Here is a 15,167-nt window from a genome sequence, read left to right as displayed (position 1 = left end):
GTCGGTGATGGTCGTAGGGGATGGGGAAATGGTTCTCCCGAACGGTAGGGATCAGGCCTCTGAGGGGGCATCGATCTGGGCGGCAGCCAGGGCGGCTGCCAGATCACGGTTCAGTGCTCGCGCTTCAGCCCGCAGTTCGCTCCAGTTCGGCGTCCCGACCGGGCCTTGCCCACGCATCGACGCGAGCCAAGCATGGGATCGCAGCCTGGCCGCTTCCGCGGCTGGCGTCGAGGACTTGAGGGCGTCCAACGCGGCCAACTGGATTTCCAGAAGGTTGATGTCCATCAGCGCCTGCAACTGCTCCGGTGCCATCGGGCTTGGCGCATCCCGCTGCAGCCACCAGCGTCGAAGTCGTTTCAGCATGTCTTCTCTTCCCTGAGATCGTTGTCGCTACTCGGGAGGATGGCCACGCCACGGCTCTGGGCGTAATCCCTCACCTTCGTCAGCAGCTCTCGCTGCTGTTCGGGTTCAAGCCGCGACATCACCAGCAACGTCTCTGCCACTAGATCATTTGTGGCATGGAAATAGGCGACCGGCATGCCAAGTGCTTGGGCCAGCTTTTCCATCGTTGCAGGATCCGGCACGCGATCTCCTCTCTCGTAACGAGAAACCCTGGGAGCGGCGGAGTTTTCCTCGTCCAACCCAAGCACGGCCCCCAACTGTGCTTGCGTCAGGCCCTTGGCCAGCCGGGCCTCGCGCAAGCGGCGGCCAAACGTGTGAGCTGGGGCGAGAGGGGCAGGCATGGGCGATCACGAACCGGGAACAATCCCCAAGTCTGCCGCTTCCCATGCTGCACCGCATTTGCCAAAATGGCAAATAAGGCCATGGTGGCCGGGATCAGGGGGATGCATGAAGCAAGCGATTGCAGCCGTGGCCGTGTGCCTGGCGTTGGCCAGCGGGACGGCCACCGCCCAGGACGGCATTTTGGGAAGGATTGGCAAGGGGTTGATGCAGGCGGGCAAGGACGCCGCCTCGGCCCCGGCGACCAAGCGTTACCTGGAGCCGGCAGGCACTTACTGGGACGACGGCGACCCTCCGGTGCTCGACGGCTACACCCGGATCCGGTGGGGCTTGGCGGCCACCGCGTCGGGTGGTCACAAGATGTGCGAAGAAGGCCTCTTCGCCGAGGCCAAGGCAGGCAAGGCCATGACGCCCGCCATGCGAACCCATTGCATCGGATCATGGGGGCACCAGTTCAAACGCGTCGGCCTGCAGGGCCACCCGGCCTCTGCGTTTGAGGCCAAGGCGCGGCAGATCGCCTCCACCGACGCGTTCTACCTGCGGCCCTACATCGACGTGGAGATCGACCCCAGCACCAACATTCTCCACGCCTACGTGCTGGTCATGAACCACGACTGGTATCCCCGCTCGCCTGACTTTCTTCCGACGGCCGTTATCGGCCCTTCGCCGTTAGGCAAGGGCAGTGCGGTGGTCGGGGTCGAGCACGGCGGGCGCTACCACGCCGCGTTGCGATTGAAGCCGGAAGACGCGGCCGAGCTGCGACGGGTGGGGCGCGACGCCACGGGAGACCGAATCTTTTTCAAGGTCGTGGAGGGCAGGTTGAAGCCCAACGGCCTGCCCGACATCGTTCTCCAAATCGACCGCCTCGAGATCGGCTACAAGAACCAGATCATCGGCATCACCCCTTCCAAAGACAAGGACGCATGACATGAAGCACGCACTGATCGTGGCCGCAGCAGCGGCACTTTTGACCCTGACGGCCTGCTCTGGCGACAAGGGCCCCACGAAGGAGGACGGGGTGAAGGTCGTGGAAGGCTTTTTCACCGAGCAGGGGAGGCAGGCAACCCTCCAGCGCTCTTGGCGGTTTGAAGTGACCGACGCGGGCGGCTTGGATCTCGACTGCGAGAAGAAGCCCAATGGGGATCAAGAATGCATGGTGGGCGGGTCGGTAAAGGCCCTGGGTTACATCGGCGGCCAGCCCACCAAGGATGAGCCGAGCACCCTCAAGCCGAAGCTGCGGGCCCTGTTCCGCCCGCAAGGCGAAGGTTGGCAAGTGGTCGAAGTGACCGACGAAGGGACGTCTGCGGGCTAAACGGGCCGCAGTCCGCCGCTTGACTGCACGCCGGTCCCGATCAAGCGTGCAGCCATCCAACAGGGGAGGACCATATGAACCGCTATCCGTCGCAGCAAGTTGTGTATGCGCCGCCGGGCCCGTCCGCGCTGATCCTCCCTGGCGTCATCTTGGCTCCGTTGGGCTTGGTTGGGCTGGCGGCCGGCCTGGAGGTGATGAAGCGCGACTTCTTCATCGGCGTGGTCTGTTGTGTGCCCGGTGCGCTCGTCTTCGCGTTTTTGGCATTTTGCCTGGCGCTCCACATCCGGGCTCAGCGGCTCTGGGACTGGCACGTCCGCACGGGGCGGATCCCGTATTTCCGGAAGCACGGCTTCCTGAAAGGGGCACTGCTCGGGGGCGGGTTGGGCGTGGTGGCGGTGGTGGCGGCTGCCGTTCTGGGCTTCAAATATGCCGATCATCCCCAGTTTGGGGAGATCGCTACCGCAGCGTTTTACTTGGCTTGGCTCTGGGGCGTGCTTTTGATCGGCGTGCTGGCCGTGGTGTTCGGGTGGTTCAAGCGGGCGTGGGATAGGACGGCCCTGCCGGACGCCTGATGAACCAGCGCATGGACCTCTCATCCTTAGTCGGATGAGAGGTCTGCTCCGAACCGTGCCCTTCATATCCCCCTCCCCATGTGAATCGACAACTCGACCAAGAGAGGCTCGTTCGCCAGCGAGATTCCCTGACCGTCGGGGCATGGCTTAAACTTAACATGGCTGCCGCTGATCAGCAGGGGTAGGCGTCTTTTTTCACGTTGGATGACAGGGGGAGTGAATGTTAGGGAAAACACCAGCGCTGCTTTGCGTCGCTACTCTCATGCTTGCTGGCTGCGCGACGCACAAGGAAATGCTCGTCACCGGTGCTAGCCGAGCGGACGGAACCATCACTCTCTCTTACGAGAGCAATGAGTTTCAGCGAGTCTCCGTAGACGGAGAAAAGGCTGAGAGCATGGCGGCGCAACGCTGCAAAGCATGGGGCTACAGCGGTGCTGAGTCCTTCGGCTCTCAGGAGACTCAGTGCCTGTCGCGCCGGGGGTTTGGCAACTGCGGTAGCCGCCGTGTATCGGTTGTCTATCAATGCACTGGCTCGCCAGGGCAAGGTCGATCAGAGTGAAGATGCCTCTCCCATTGTTGGCCGTATTCCCACTTGCGCTTGCCTTCTGTGCTTCGGCGGAAGACAGCAGGATGGACTTCTTGCCATCGCAGAGCGTTGTGAACGACGTTGCCCGGTGCTCGGCCGCAGCAAGCTACGTCATGGCGGCGGCAGCCGTTTTGCCCAATGACTCTTCCCGTTGGATGGCGTTCGCGACTGACATCAGCAGGACGATGGCCGAAGACCAGAGCCGTTCGCCGGAGCACCGAGCGCAGCTCACCCCCACGACTGCCGAGATTTTTGTGGCTGCTGCGCATGTCCGGGGGCTGGTTGAAGAAGGCTGGGATCTCAAAAAGCCGTCGGGCAGGGACTACGTCGTTGCCAACGCTGCCGCCTATTGCACTGCCTCGCTCTTGGGTCCCAAGGGGAAGTAGCGTTCGATTCGTTCAAGGGGCCTGCGGGCGTCTAGGTTCCGATGCAGGCTAAACGACGTCTTAGGTGCGACAATGCAGGCACCCGGCTGATGCGGAACGCGAGTCGCCGGTGTCTGCGTAACTCACAAGGAATGTGTTGTGTTCGGAATATTCAAGAAGCGCGAATCTCAAATGGATCAGGCTCAGAAGCAAGTCGATGAAGCCCTTGCTCGGCTGGGCGCCTCTGTGCTCCTCATCACTCAAGCAGGAAAGATTGTGATGACCTCGGAGGCACTAAAAAGCCGTCCGAAGGACTGGATGGGAGGGCAGGCTATTGAGGTGATGGTTCATCATCCCAGCCAAGAGCCCTACTTCATCTATTACGAGAACGAGCAATACTACTTCAGCATGGCGAGTGCTGGGGGCAGGCAGTCCCTTTCCGATGCTCAGAGCTTTGAGGGCTACCGAAGCAGCGTTTCGCAGGTTCTGTGCATGTTCCTTGTCCTTCATCTCATCAGGGAGGAAGGGAAGGACATTCGGCATCCTGAAATGTCCTTCACTCATAACCGCATACACACCAACGTTGTCGCTTACGTTGAGCGCCTGAACAACTGGTATCCAATCCAGCACGGCTCCGAAGAGCCTGACTCGGCAACCGACAGGAAGCTGGTGTTGGTCAATCGAGGCTCCGTCGACATCTCTGAAGTGATCGCCATCAACGCGCCATCGCCCGCGTAGGTTGGCAGTTCGCCTAGTCTATGGCTGGTCCATGGCGCTACTAGGTTCGACGGCCTTGTCATGCCTGTCGCAAGGCCGCGATCCGTGAATACATCGCGGCAAAAGAAGGCCAATCCGTTCTTCCACTGGACCCGATCTTTCTTATCCAATGACTGGAGGGCACGGGCTCGCTGGTTGTGAGGACATCACCCGCGTTCTCCCAATAGGAGATCATCTCAGTCTCGCCCTTCCGACTCGTCGGATACTTGGCCGCCCAAACAACCGTAGAGGCGTAGAACTTCAGAAGCTCAACGTCGGTTTGGGAGGTGGCTAGGCCCGCCTCGTTGGCAAGGAGCACGCTGTCGTGCGTGTTAGCGGGCTTCTTGCCGCGGCTGACCAGAATGGCCTTCAAGAGGACTTCTATCGCCAAGCCGCAGAGCAAGTGGTAGGAGGGGCGAGCCGCCAGAGCCATAGAGAATCCGACGGGCTCTCCCAGCAGCTCTCTTGTCTCTTCTGCGCTTCCCCTGATGGACAGCCAAATGCAGGCGGCACCGGCTCTCAGGCCTGCTGCTCTTGCAAACCACTGGTTGGGGTGGTTCTGATCCGAGACGATATCTTCCATGCATGTGCTCTGGTGGCTCTACGGCCTTCAGTCTAGGTCATTGCAAGCAACGGAACTTCTAGGCGCTTCATTCGCGGGCGGCCGCGTGAAGTCACCCATGCGTCCGTGTTCGCTTCGATGCACCGTCACGCGGTGGGTCCTCTGCACGTCAGCGTCAGCGTCTGGTAGTCCACCCGCACGGGGTTGTAGAACTGGCGATACCAGTTGAACGCGAAGGTCTCGCCCACGTTGTGCTCGTTGCACGCCGGCAGGCCTTGCTGGGTGCCAAACCCACCGTTGGGCGTGCATCCAGCCTGGCCCGTGCAGGTGGTGTAGGGCGTCGAAGCCACAACCGAGGATGCAGGCCACTCCCAACGATACGGATTGTTGGTCTTGCCCACCAAATCGGACGCGCACGCTTGCCGGCACACGGCCAAAGAGGTGCCGCCGCTGGTCCAGTTGTAGTCGCAGTAATGCATGCCCATGTTGGAGACACATTCAAAATCGTAGGAGTAGGCATAACGGATGTTCCCCGCGTCCGAAAGCGTGTTGCATTGCTCTTCGTAAAAAGCCGACTCGCTCACGTTGGCGGGCCAGTTGCCGGGCATCGGTGCGGGCGTCTCCACCCGTTGGATGGGCACGTTGGCGATGGCCCAGTCCAGCTTTGCTTTCTCCGCTGGCGTCAGGCGCACCACCGCATCGGGATACCAGTAAGAAATGCCACTCGAACCCGAGGGGGGCGGCACGTCCTGCCCATCGGCCGTGTGCCACGCCACAACCTGCAAGCTCCCATCGCTGCAGCGAGCAGCCGTGGGCTTGCATGTGTTGACCTCGTTGCGACGCGCCCCTGTATCCACCCAGTTGGACCAGCCGCCATAAGTGGGGCCGGGCAGAGCGGTGGTGCCAAACGGGCAGTGGGTAAACACGTCCCTCGACCGCACCTGCTGCCGTTCCCAGGTGTGCGTGCCGGTTTGACCCGACGGGCAGGCTTGCGACGTGGGGAGCCATTGATCGCGTTCCTCACGGGTGCTCCACGGGCAGGCCTGGCAATCCCTCGTCGTCACGGCCGCCACCGTCTGGGCTTGAACCCACGCCTCGGGATGCTCCCACGCGGCGTCTGAGTTTGGATCCACGTCGCCGGGAGCGCAGACCTGGCGCGTGCGCACCGTCTCTGTGCCCCACGTGCCCGCCGGACAGCTCGCCCGGGCCGCCGAGCTTTCCGATTGCCGGCACGGCACCAAGGCCGGCGGAGCCGGGGTGGGGACCGGCGTTGGGAGCGGCTGAGGAACCGGAACGCTGGGCGCAACAGGAAGCGGCGGAACCGCCGGGGAAGGAGCAACCCCAGGGCTTGGCGACACGTTCCCAGGAACGCCCGGCACCGCATCGCTCACGCTGGGCGCACCAGTGACGGGCCCCGCCGGGGTCGGCGTTGAAGGGCCAGGGACGGCGGGCGTGGAGGGCAGGGGAAGCGTGGGTACCACGGCGACCGACGACCCAGCCACCATGCCCGAGTAATAGACGATCTCGACCACGGCCCCATCGACCCCGCACGCCAATCCTAAGCCGGGGACGTCCAGGCTCCCTCGGTTGCTCAGCAAAACACTGGTGTTGCCCACGATCACGTCCCGCACGTTCACGTCGTCCGCGATGGCGGAGACGAACGGCACGCAGGCCCGCGCAGGAAGCCCAGACAGCCCCACGGTGAAGGCATCCCCCGCCAAGCGCACCGTGGCCGGGGACACGGTCACTGCGCCGCCCCACGCGTTGCTCATGGTCGCTGCGCTGCCTTGGCGGAAGTCGGCAGGGGCCAGCCCTTCTTCGAGGACGTTCAACGTGCTGACGCCGCGGAACGAACCGACGACGCCATGGGACCGATCAACGCGGCTGGCCAGGTCTCGAACGTTCTCGACGTCCGACGCCACATTGACCCGCGTGGTGACGCGGGGGTAGACCCAAAACGCGGCGGCCCCCATGGCCGTGGCAACCCCCAATGCGAGCAGCAACTCGACCAGGCCAAAGCCTAGAGCGTAAGAACGGCGGGAAGGGCGGGCATGCGGTGTCATGCACTTCAGCATGCGACACAACCGCATTTTGACAAGCCCTGGCGACAGTTTTCATTTTTAGTCAAAAATCTTTCAAATCAATGGGTTGACAAAGGTTGGTGATGTGGTTGGATCGTGGTGTAGGAGCGGTTTAGTGGGTAAGCCGACCTATCCACAAAAAGAGAGTAAAGACATGAAGATTCATCCCGTCGAGTCTGCCAGCACCGACCTGGCGCATTTCCAACTCCACACCGCCGCGCGGTTCCTGGACCGCACCAATGGCCTCAATCAGCTGGCCGACAAGCACCGCAGGATCCAGCGCTTGGCCACCCGCGCCCGTCATGAGCGGCGTTGGAAGAGGGAAGAGGAGCGCTTCGCATGAGCATTTTGAACATGGCCCTGCTGTTTGTCGGTCTCCTGGGCATCGCGGTGTTCTACCGGGACCTGGTCGCCAACCCCATCTCCGCCGGGCGCGCCCTTATGCGCTTCTATCAACTGCCGGCGGAGCATCGCCAAGGAAGCGTTCTGCAAGAGGTTTCGAAGGCGTGGTGGAGCATCGTGCTGGTGCCGTTCTACGTGCTGGTGGCCCTGGCTCTTGTTGGGATCCTAGGAGCCGGCCGATGACTACCTTCATGCAACTTGTGTATCTGACCTTTGCGTGTTTGCTGATCTACTACGTGCCATTCTTGACCGCTCGATGCTTTATCGGGGTTCGTCGCGCCTACAAGGCAGATTCACCCATGGATGCTGAGGTTGCCCCGCTCATCGTGGGATTGCTGATGGGATGGATTCTTCTGCTGGCGTGCCTGGCCAAGGTCATCGACACCTTTGTGAACGAAGGGCCGTTAGGGGTATGGGTGCTCAGTTTCTACCTTCTCGTCAATGCCTGGCGCTTCTCTGTAGGTCTTCAAGAAGTCGGGGGAGACAAGAAATGAGCTGGACCGAGAACCTCATCCGAGCCATCCAAACCAACGACTCGCTGGCGTTTTATGGGTGGCTTCACGCACTCAAGGGGACGCCCGACCTGGACGCTGGCGTGGCCGGCGATCCAGGCATCACTGCGTTGGCCGTCGCCTCCCTCATGTATTCCAAGGCCGTCCAGTCGGACCCGGTCTTGGCGACGCGCTATGCCGCGATGGTGGAGGCGCTTATGGACGCCGGGGCCAATCCGCTGGTTCAGATCGGGGAGCGGTTCGTGGTGCGACGGGGGCAAACCGGGAAGCTGGAGCGGCGACGGGTGGACGAAGGCCGAACGCTGGCGGAGGTTTGTGGGGGCGTTCTTTGCCCGGCCATGCAGGCATGGTTTCGACGCCAACGGGCAGGCGAATGGTCCAACACCGCGCTTCATCGCCCTCATCCCGCCTATGCCCACCTCCGGCGACGCCACAACGCCGTGGCCTGAAGCCAAAGCCGGCGGCTGCTCGCCGCCGAAAAGCGGGGTGGAAACCACGGCAGGGTGGGCCACGGCTCCCGCCGGGCCCCTGGGGTCGCTGAACCTCCGACGTCTGCACCGCTAAAACCCCCTGGCTGCATGGCTCTTGCGGGAATAGGTTTGCATCGTAGTGTGTTGCACGACATACCCATAAAAGGAGCCCATCTCATGCGTCTCGTTGTCTGCTGCTTCAAGGGGGGCGTGGGGCGCACCACGCTCTCGCTCAACCTCGCCGCCGCGTTTGCCGGCCAATCCCGCGTGCTCGTCAACGACCGCGACCCTCAGTGCGGTTCCGTGGCGTGGTCAGCGATGAGCGACGGCGAGACCCCGTTCACCGTGAGCCGTGCCTCATCCCCAGGCTTCGACCTGGAGATTCAAGACCTGCCGCCCAGCGCCCCGGTGAAGGATCAGCTGCCGGACGCGGACCTCTATATCGTCCCAACGCTGCTCGACGGGGGCAGTTACGTCGTCTACCTGCGGACCATCGACACGCTGCGACGTCAGGGCAAGCCCTTCCTGCCGGTCGCCAATCGGGTCAACGTGAAGCGGGCGGAGCACCGCCGCCGGCTGGAAGATCCCAGCCTGGCAGGCGCCATCGTCATTCCCGAGCGGGCGGCGTTGGCGAGCTATTACGAACTGGGGGAAACCGTGTTCTCCATGCGAGGAGCTGGCGTGGACAAGGCCCGAGAGGATATTTTGCGGGTAGGTCAGGCTATCCAAAAAAGGTTGGTCAACCTGGCGGGGGGGAAGGCATGATGGACTTCCCAATGCTGCCCCTGCCGGACCTCATGGCTGCCAAGAAGACCCCTGCCAAGAACGCCGTCGCCAAGAAGGCGACCGCCCGCAAAGACCTGTCCAAGGCTGCGAAAGTGGTCCATGCCAAGCCGCAGCGGGAGTATGCGCCGCTCATCGACTTGGGCCAGTTCTCCGAAGAAGAGCTCGCCGAGCTGCTGATCGCGGCAGGCGATGCGCCCGGGAGGAAGACGTATTTCGACTACAGCGAGGAGCAGCCGTTTACCAGGTCGGGGAAGAAGGTGTATCTCGAAGTGGGGCGTGGTAGCCAGATGTTTGACTATCGAGACGCCCAGGGCGTCAGGACCGAGCGAACGATGGTGACCGTGCCGCCCAAGCTCCGCGAGCAGCTCCAGGATTTGACGGGCACAGAGGCCCCGGTGGTGACCACGGCCATCATCGCCTTGGCGTCCTGGGCCTGCCAGGAGCTCAAAAGGACCAAGCGCCGCCTCGTCGTGACTACGGCGACCGATGACCTGGATCCGGTGCGGAAGCAGGTCCGGAAGGCACTCGTAGGCCAAGCCAGGAGGGCTCGTTAGTCCATGGCTGAAATCCAAAGCGGCGGATGCTTCCACCACGTCATCGTGTTGCTCAAGGGAAGTGACAAAAAGAGGGCCTTGTTCACCGATTTGACGGCGGCTGAGCTAAAGCGGCGCTTTGTCAGGCCATACAAGCAGGGGAAGCCGGTGTTGCTGCCGGACAACTCGGTTGTCCAAACGCGGGACATCACTTGGACCACTATACGAGCCACTGTCGACGCCGCCGCGCCCACTTTGGAGGCGCTGGCAGAGGCGAGTCGCCGCAATACAGATGAGCTCAACCGAGGTGGCGGAGTGGTGTTCCTGGGGCGCTTCGCTTGGGGCGACGAAGATTTGGAAGAGGAGGGCGATGATGTCACCTCGCGCTACATCCAAGCGCCGCCTGGGGAAGACAGTCTCTATCGGAGATTGGGTTCTTGGCTGGCGGACAACCTAGGCAAGGCCGCCGTAGGACTTCTGTTGGCCGTTGCTTCGGCGGTGGTGCTGACTTGGTTGGGATTGAAAAAGTAGGGCAGGGCAGATGCTCGGTTGATTCAGTGGAACATAGCCCGGTGGTCCCATGTCTGGACTAGGCTTTCCCCGAGAGCCGAGTAGTTCCCAGATGCCCTCCGGAGGGACAAACCAGCCCCAAGCAATGCCGGAGCAATCGCGGTCTGTCACCCCGCGAACCTCGTCCAAGCGTAGCCATGCGCAGTGAGCCGCCGTTCTGCGATCGCCAGAAGATCTTCATCGAAGAACGTGCGCCATTCGGTCTGCACGATGATGGCCTCACAGGTCAGGTCCATTCGGCCCGCGAGCAGCAGCTCGTTGAACCCGTCAGAGGGCTTAGCGCTCGCGACGATGTCCTTTACCGTTTGAAACGGTCCCTTGCTGCGGATCATCGCTACGAATCGGTTTGGGTGATAGTTGAATGCCTTGGCTTGGTCCACAGCTTCGAGAAGCACCTGTTCGAACTTCGCTTCCTGTTTGCTGTCCATCCAATCTCCATCTCAAAAGGGTGATGCGTTCAATCTTAGCCGAACCGTTGATGGCGCCTAGCGTTAAGACGCCAGGAGAGGAGCTTTCGACGGGCGCGTCAACGCACACGTTCGCCGGACTTGGTCGGTCGACGCCTAAGCACACCTGCTAATCGACCACGCAGCTGCGGCATTTTTTGGCTTCGGTCGAGCTGCTGGGATAGGCATCCAGCTAGCCAGGCATTGAAGGGCCGGCGGGATCGGGCTGGGCGGGGCGAAGAGGCGGTTGATAGACCGCTTTCTGAAGCAGAGCCAATGTGGCGCGGAACTGGAGGGTGAGGGTAAGACGGCGGTCCAATGTCGCCTTTTTATGCATGGTGTATGGGGGTGTGGGAATGAAGCGGCGGCCTTGGTGGAACCTTGGGCCAAGTCCCATTCACTTTCCTGGAGGACGCCTTTAGGGCGCGGTGCCGCCGAGTTCTTTTGAGCTCTTGAAGAGGAAGGCAACGTCAAAGGCGGCTAGAGCAAAAGCGACGTGGAGAAAAGGCGGGGTGGGCCTCGGCTTCCGCCGGGCCCGGCGCTTGGCTGGAAATGTGAGGAGTTTCAGGGTTTCGTGTTTTCTGTGGTTGCCCGTCAGTTCTACACTTTAGTCAAATAAATGTGTTGTTTTCGGGTTTACATTTTTCTGGCCTGTCGTAACTTGGATTTGTAGGGGGGGCAATACCGCCGTCCCTTTTGAATCGAGGTTCTTATGAGTGATGTTACTGTTGTTGTTGAGGGTGGCTTTATCTATGTCCGTTCGCCTTGGAACGCGGATTTCGTTAAGGAAGCCAAAGAGGACTTCAGCGGGAAGTTCGTTAATGGGCAGTGGGTATTCGACATTCACAACGAGAAGCGCGTTCGTGAGGCGCTGATGGAGAACTACGGTTGTGACGGCATCACGACTGAGACCTGCACGGTCCGCGTGACCCTGGATGCAGATGACGATAGCTCTTGTGGCCCCATCACCGTTTGCGGTCGATCCATTGCCCGTGCGCGTGGGCGCGACAGTGGCGCCACCCTGTCCCCGGGTATCGTGATCATCGAGGGGGGCTTCACCTCGGGCGGATCGGTCAAGAACTGGACCACTAAGGTTAAGAACGGGCACGCCGTTGTTCTGATCCGGGACTTCCCGGGTGTTGTTGCTCGCAGGCTGGTAGCGAAAGGTAAAGAGTGGATCAGCATCGAGCAGGGAGTGCCGAGCATCAACCGCGACGAGCTGGAACAGGAGCGCAGCCGCCTGCTGACTCGCCTAGCAGAAATCGAGAAGCTCATCCCAGCCGTCCAAGCCGAGCAGTTCAGTGCCTAGGTCCTACGCCATTTCTCCCAAGCAACCGGCCCCGCGCCGGTTGCCCACAGTGCGTATCGCCGCGGACAAGGCCGCCCAGTTCCGGGCTCTGGCTCGCCAACGGGGGGGCACGGCCAGCGGTGCATTGGCTGCCCTGGTGGCCGCTCATGCCGACATCCGCCAGCCGTTCGCGCCCCGAGTCCGTGCCAAGCATGGGCCGGATGGGAAGCGTTACGGCGCGATTTTGCCGGACCCGAAGGTGAGCGAAGAGGTGGCCGAGGGCCTGGTGCGGGATGCCCGAACGGCGGGGATCTCGCTGGGCGAGGCGATGCGGCAACTGGTGGATCGGTGCCTGGAGCAGAGCCGGTGAGTCGGGGAGCCAAGGGGGAGGGGAAACGGCGGCTCAAGGGTCGCCTTTTTTATGCCCGGGGGTTGGGAAGGGTTGGGATGAAAAGGGGCAGGTGCCCCTTTGCTGAGGGCTGGGTTTTCGGATTCGTGGGAAGGTAGAGCGGTGGCTGGGGCGGAAGCCCCGGCCCATGTCCTAACCTCCCCGGAGGGGGCTTTTCAGGCGCGGCCCGGGGCCGCGTTGTTTTAAGAGCAAAAGCGGCCAGAGCAAAGAGCCGGCGGCTGCTCGCCGCCGAGTCTTGGTAGAAAAGGCGGGAAGGGCCGTGGCTTCCGCCAGGCCTGCGCCTTGCTGGGACGTTGAAATGTGAGCCGGTTCAAAGGTTATTTAAATCTGCTTTTCGCCCGTCATATTTACACTTTAGTCAAATAAATGTGTTGTTTTCGGGTTTGCATTTTTGGGGTCTGTCGTAATCTGGATTCGTGGGGAGGCAATACCGCTGACCTAAAATAAAAGGTAAACATCATGAATATCCAAAAATCTAACGTGAGTAAGCAAGACTTGTCGAAGGCTGCGCTTGTTGTGGGAATGGTGGTCCACTCCACGCGCCATTCGCAGATCAAAGCCGACATGCGGAAAGGCCATTTTCAGCGCAACTTGAGTGAGTGGATGCAACGCTCTGGAGCGAGCGCGTCAATCGTCTCTAAGGCTTTGAACCGTCTCTTGAAGAACCCCACGGAGTGGGATCGCGTGGGCCAATCCACCTTCCCGCTCTACAACAAGCTAGCTGCGAACGAGGCTGTCGCAGCGGTTGTTGATAACGAGGCCTAAGTGCGGGTGCGAAGAGAGGAGGGCGGCCAGGGTGCCGCCTTTCTTTTGTCTGCTCCCCCGTCACCGCCCACCCCATACGCTCCTCCCCATGGATCCCCTTACCACCCCAGACGGCCGTTACCTCATCGTCCGCGGGCGCCTCTGGCGAACCACCAACCCGGGCCTAGCGAGCCGCAGAGGGAGCGACTGGTCCACGAGCTGATGGACGCCCGGCGTGCCGTGAAGTCAGCAGAAGCCAACCAGGATGGGGAAGCACTCGCCGCCGCGCGGCGCGCCGTGGACAGCGCGAAAACAGGCTTGGGCGAACGTGGCCCGGTGTGGTGGACCGATGGGGAGAGGGACTGGAACCGGTGCCTGGTGAAAAACTCGCCCTATGCAGGGTGGTTCCAGAACGTGGATACTCGCGAGACCACACCACGGAAAGGAAGTGAACATGCTGAAGGGTGAAGCGAAGATCGATGTCCCGGTTTACAGCGATGACGAGAGAGATATTGAGCAGGGCATGGACCCTATCATGCACGGAATCCTCATCACTCCCTCAGATCTCAAGCCCGTGCCAGGCAAGCCTGGTGTCTATGTTGCCGAGCATAAGAACCCAGACGTCACGGTGACAGTAACGGTCCAGGCGGATGGCAGCACGACCATTGAAACGGACCCCGAATCCGACATTTTCGAAAACACGTTGCATGTCTGACCAGTCCGGGGGCAGTGACTACTGCTCCCGGCTCTCGGTGACCATCCGAGCCCAGTCCACGCCCAGTTGCCTCACCTCATCGGCCCACGCTCGGTAATCGTCCAGCGGCATGGGGGCTTCCAGGCCGCGCTTGACCCGCTCCAAATATTTGTTCTTCCGAGACTGGGCTTCTCGGAAACGGTGTTCCGCCTCGTCCAAGCGGTCAGCCCGTTTGGCGGCCTGCAGTTGGCCCAGCCGCCGAACCGAATCCGGGTTGGTGGACAGCACGCGGGGAGCATGAGGCAGCGCGTGGCCTCCGGTCATCGGGACGCGCTTGTGGTTGCTGACCGGGTCCATGACGCGGTGGCGCCAGCACTCTCTCCAGTCGTTTGCATCGAGCGGGCCGCCGCCTGGCACGTCCAACGGCACGACGATCCCATGGGCCTCGATGAGCGCCCACACGGCCCGCAGGAACGCGTCCACCGGAAGCCGTAGAAGGGTGACCTGGCCCTCTGCTAGCACCTCGCCCCCGTCCCTCATTCGTAACGCCAGCAGGGTCTCGCTCAGTGCCAAGGCATCGCCTGACCGGGAGTTCCAGCCCACCATGCACACCCTCTCCCCATCCACCTCACCCGACCACGCATAGACCTGGAAGCGGGGCCTGGCGAAACGCGCCAACAGGTGGGAGAGCAGCCGCTCACGCTTGGAGTGACGCGATAGGGGCGTGAAGTGGTTTTCAGCGTAGAGCAACGCAGAGCGCCGACGCTCCAGCAGCAGGGCCACCCGGTCAGGGTCTGCCTTCGCTCGCCATTCGGACCAGCTCACCACATCGCGCAGGCCCTTGGCAGCAGCGCAGGGACGGCAGGCAGGCACCCAGTTTTCGACAACGGAAGCTGGCCCTCCCAGTTGCGCGGGGACCAGTGGCGTAGCCGTCCAAGACTTGGGAGAGGACAGGTCCAGTGGAGCGGAGCAGAAGGCGCAGGCGCTGCCGAACTCGGCCAAAACAGCCTTGCGTTGCCACCCGTTGGCCTTGCCTTCCAGCGGGGCATCGGCTCGGGCAATGGCATCCAAGAAGGGGGTCAGCTCACGCACGGAACACCCCCCAGCCGTTCTGCGTAGGCCGAGCACCTGGATCGCAGAACGGGGGCAGTGGGGCGTTGCAGGAGCCTGAAAAAGATTTGACTAAAACGCTATGCCGAGCCTGTCGAACCTCCCCAGCTACCGCCGATCCCAAACCCATAACCTGCTTGCCCGATCTATTCCCAGCCCAGCACTGGACCCCCAGCCGCTGATCGAAGGCCGGGGGACAGCGAACGAGGGCAAGGTCAGACGGCTTGA

General features: G+C 61.9%; 22 protein-coding genes and 1 pseudogene. 17 read left to right on the top strand and 6 right to left on the bottom strand.

The features are described from left to right. Window positions 1–51: 51 nt before the first annotated feature. Together RT551_RS02890 and RT551_RS02885 are read right to left on the bottom strand one after the other, a co-directional pair. Window positions 52–363 (bottom strand): hypothetical protein, encoded by a 312-nt coding sequence (locus tag RT551_RS02890; RefSeq protein ID WP_136191685.1) that lies wholly within the window; start codon window positions 361–363, stop codon window positions 52–54. Then, entirely contained in the window at window positions 357–743 is a 387-nt protein-coding gene (locus RT551_RS02885; RefSeq protein WP_024958708.1) for a helix-turn-helix transcriptional regulator, read from the bottom strand. The genes RT551_RS02890 and RT551_RS02885 overlap by 7 nt, the downstream gene beginning before the upstream one ends. Before the next feature lie 106 nt (window positions 744–849). Between RT551_RS02885 and RT551_RS02880 the strand changes: the two genes are divergently transcribed. The 5 genes from RT551_RS02880 to RT551_RS02860 all read left to right on the top strand — a co-directional run bounded on the left by RT551_RS02880 (window position 850) and on the right by RT551_RS02860 (window position 4,314). After that, the gene (locus RT551_RS02880) at window positions 850–1,668 is read left to right on the top strand and encodes a hypothetical protein (RefSeq protein ID WP_024958707.1); all 819 of its coding nucleotides are present in this window, start codon (window positions 850–852) and stop codon (window positions 1,666–1,668) included. Between the two features lies 1 nt (window position 1,669). Continuing rightward, window positions 1,670–2,053, top strand: coding sequence for a hypothetical protein (locus RT551_RS02875; protein WP_024958706.1), 384 nt, complete (start codon window positions 1,670–1,672; stop codon window positions 2,051–2,053). A 74-nt stretch (window positions 2,054–2,127) separates the two neighbouring features. Further along, the gene (locus RT551_RS02870) at window positions 2,128–2,625 is read left to right on the top strand and encodes a hypothetical protein (RefSeq protein ID WP_229298520.1); all 498 of its coding nucleotides are present in this window, start codon (window positions 2,128–2,130) and stop codon (window positions 2,623–2,625) included. A 657-nt stretch (window positions 2,626–3,282) separates the two neighbouring features. Further along, the gene (locus tag RT551_RS02865) at window positions 3,283–3,597 is read left to right on the top strand and encodes a hypothetical protein (protein WP_157806036.1); all 315 of its coding nucleotides are present in this window, start codon (window positions 3,283–3,285) and stop codon (window positions 3,595–3,597) included. Window positions 3,598–3,735: 138 nt separating this feature from the next. Beyond that, the gene (locus tag RT551_RS02860; protein WP_024957707.1) at window positions 3,736–4,314 is read left to right on the top strand and encodes a hypothetical protein; all 579 of its coding nucleotides are present in this window, start codon (window positions 3,736–3,738) and stop codon (window positions 4,312–4,314) included. A gap of 58 nt (window positions 4,315–4,372) precedes the next feature. On the opposite strand, the gene RT551_RS02855 is transcribed toward RT551_RS02860, so the two are convergent. Together RT551_RS02855 and RT551_RS02850 are read right to left on the bottom strand one after the other, a co-directional pair. Further along, window positions 4,373–4,915, bottom strand: coding sequence for a hypothetical protein (locus RT551_RS02855; protein ID WP_024957706.1), 543 nt, complete (start codon window positions 4,913–4,915; stop codon window positions 4,373–4,375). Between the two features lie 125 nt (window positions 4,916–5,040). Further along, a complete protein-coding gene (locus RT551_RS02850; protein ID WP_313455584.1) occupies window positions 5,041–6,969 on the bottom strand; it encodes a type 4 pilus major pilin in 1,929 nt (642 codons plus the stop codon). Between the two features lie 160 nt (window positions 6,970–7,129). Here RT551_RS02850 and RT551_RS02845 point away from each other — a divergent pair, with 160 nt between their 5' ends. From RT551_RS02845 to RT551_RS02815, 7 genes are all read left to right on the top strand, one after another. Further along, entirely contained in the window at window positions 7,130–7,318 is a 189-nt protein-coding gene (locus tag RT551_RS02845; RefSeq protein WP_100468043.1) for a hypothetical protein, read from the top strand. Beyond that, window positions 7,315–7,560, top strand: coding sequence for a hypothetical protein (locus tag RT551_RS02840; RefSeq protein ID WP_100468044.1), 246 nt, complete (start codon window positions 7,315–7,317; stop codon window positions 7,558–7,560). Before RT551_RS02845 ends, RT551_RS02840 begins: the two co-directional genes overlap by 4 nt. After that, complete coding sequence (locus tag RT551_RS02835) at window positions 7,557–7,871, top strand: hypothetical protein (protein WP_100468045.1); 315 nt, start codon at window positions 7,557–7,559, stop codon at window positions 7,869–7,871. The genes RT551_RS02840 and RT551_RS02835 overlap by 4 nt, the downstream gene beginning before the upstream one ends. Beyond that, window positions 7,868–8,338, top strand: a complete 471-nt coding sequence (locus RT551_RS02830) for a hypothetical protein (protein ID WP_100468046.1) — start codon at window positions 7,868–7,870, stop codon at window positions 8,336–8,338. The genes RT551_RS02835 and RT551_RS02830 overlap by 4 nt, the downstream gene beginning before the upstream one ends. 198 nt (window positions 8,339–8,536) lie before the next feature. Then, window positions 8,537–9,124 (top strand): ParA family protein, encoded by a 588-nt coding sequence (locus tag RT551_RS02825; RefSeq protein ID WP_100437284.1) that lies wholly within the window; start codon window positions 8,537–8,539, stop codon window positions 9,122–9,124. A gap of 11 nt (window positions 9,125–9,135) precedes the next feature. Beyond that, window positions 9,136–9,699 carry a hypothetical protein gene (locus tag RT551_RS02820; RefSeq protein WP_157806601.1) on the top strand — a complete coding sequence of 188 codons (564 nt, stop codon included), beginning with the start codon at window positions 9,136–9,138 and terminating at the stop codon, window positions 9,697–9,699. Window positions 9,700–9,702: 3 nt separating this feature from the next. Further along, the gene (locus RT551_RS02815) at window positions 9,703–10,209 is read left to right on the top strand and encodes a hypothetical protein (protein ID WP_100468048.1); all 507 of its coding nucleotides are present in this window, start codon (window positions 9,703–9,705) and stop codon (window positions 10,207–10,209) included. 146 nt (window positions 10,210–10,355) lie between these two features. On the opposite strand, the gene RT551_RS02810 is transcribed toward RT551_RS02815, so the two are convergent. Continuing rightward, window positions 10,356–10,676, bottom strand: a complete 321-nt coding sequence (locus tag RT551_RS02810) for a hypothetical protein (RefSeq protein ID WP_100468049.1) — start codon at window positions 10,674–10,676, stop codon at window positions 10,356–10,358. A 730-nt stretch (window positions 10,677–11,406) separates the two neighbouring features. On the opposite strand from RT551_RS02810, the gene RT551_RS02805 reads away from it, so the two are divergent. From RT551_RS02805 to RT551_RS02785, 5 genes and pseudogenes are all read left to right on the top strand, one after another. Further along, complete coding sequence (locus tag RT551_RS02805; RefSeq protein ID WP_313455580.1) at window positions 11,407–12,003, top strand: hypothetical protein; 597 nt, start codon at window positions 11,407–11,409, stop codon at window positions 12,001–12,003. Window positions 12,004–12,052: 49 nt separating this feature from the next. Next, window positions 12,053–12,352: a hypothetical protein gene (locus tag RT551_RS02800; RefSeq protein WP_100468051.1), complete on the top strand. Its 300-nt coding sequence runs from the start codon at window positions 12,053–12,055 to the stop codon at window positions 12,350–12,352. Between the two features lie 498 nt (window positions 12,353–12,850). Further along, the gene (locus RT551_RS02795) at window positions 12,851–13,156 is read left to right on the top strand and encodes a hypothetical protein (protein ID WP_100468052.1); all 306 of its coding nucleotides are present in this window, start codon (window positions 12,851–12,853) and stop codon (window positions 13,154–13,156) included. 88 nt (window positions 13,157–13,244) lie between these two features. Further along, a pseudogene (locus RT551_RS02790) lies at window positions 13,245–13,603 on the top strand (hypothetical protein). Then, window positions 13,590–13,850 carry a hypothetical protein gene (locus RT551_RS02785; RefSeq protein ID WP_099470322.1) on the top strand — a complete coding sequence of 87 codons (261 nt, stop codon included), beginning with the start codon at window positions 13,590–13,592 and terminating at the stop codon, window positions 13,848–13,850. Before RT551_RS02790 ends, RT551_RS02785 begins: the two are co-directional and overlap by 14 nt. Window positions 13,851–13,868: 18 nt before the next feature. Here the strand turns inward: RT551_RS02785 and RT551_RS02780 are convergent, their stop codons facing one another. Next, window positions 13,869–14,921, bottom strand: a complete 1,053-nt coding sequence (locus RT551_RS02780; protein ID WP_164078000.1) for a hypothetical protein — start codon at window positions 14,919–14,921, stop codon at window positions 13,869–13,871. Between the last annotated feature and the right edge of the window lie 246 nt (window positions 14,922–15,167).

The organism is Stenotrophomonas sp., from assembly GCF_032103445.1.
Lineage (GTDB): Bacteria > Pseudomonadota > Gammaproteobacteria > Xanthomonadales > Xanthomonadaceae > Stenotrophomonas.
Note: the sequence above shows the minus strand (reverse complement) of the source record. Positions and strands in the feature narration are given on the sequence as shown.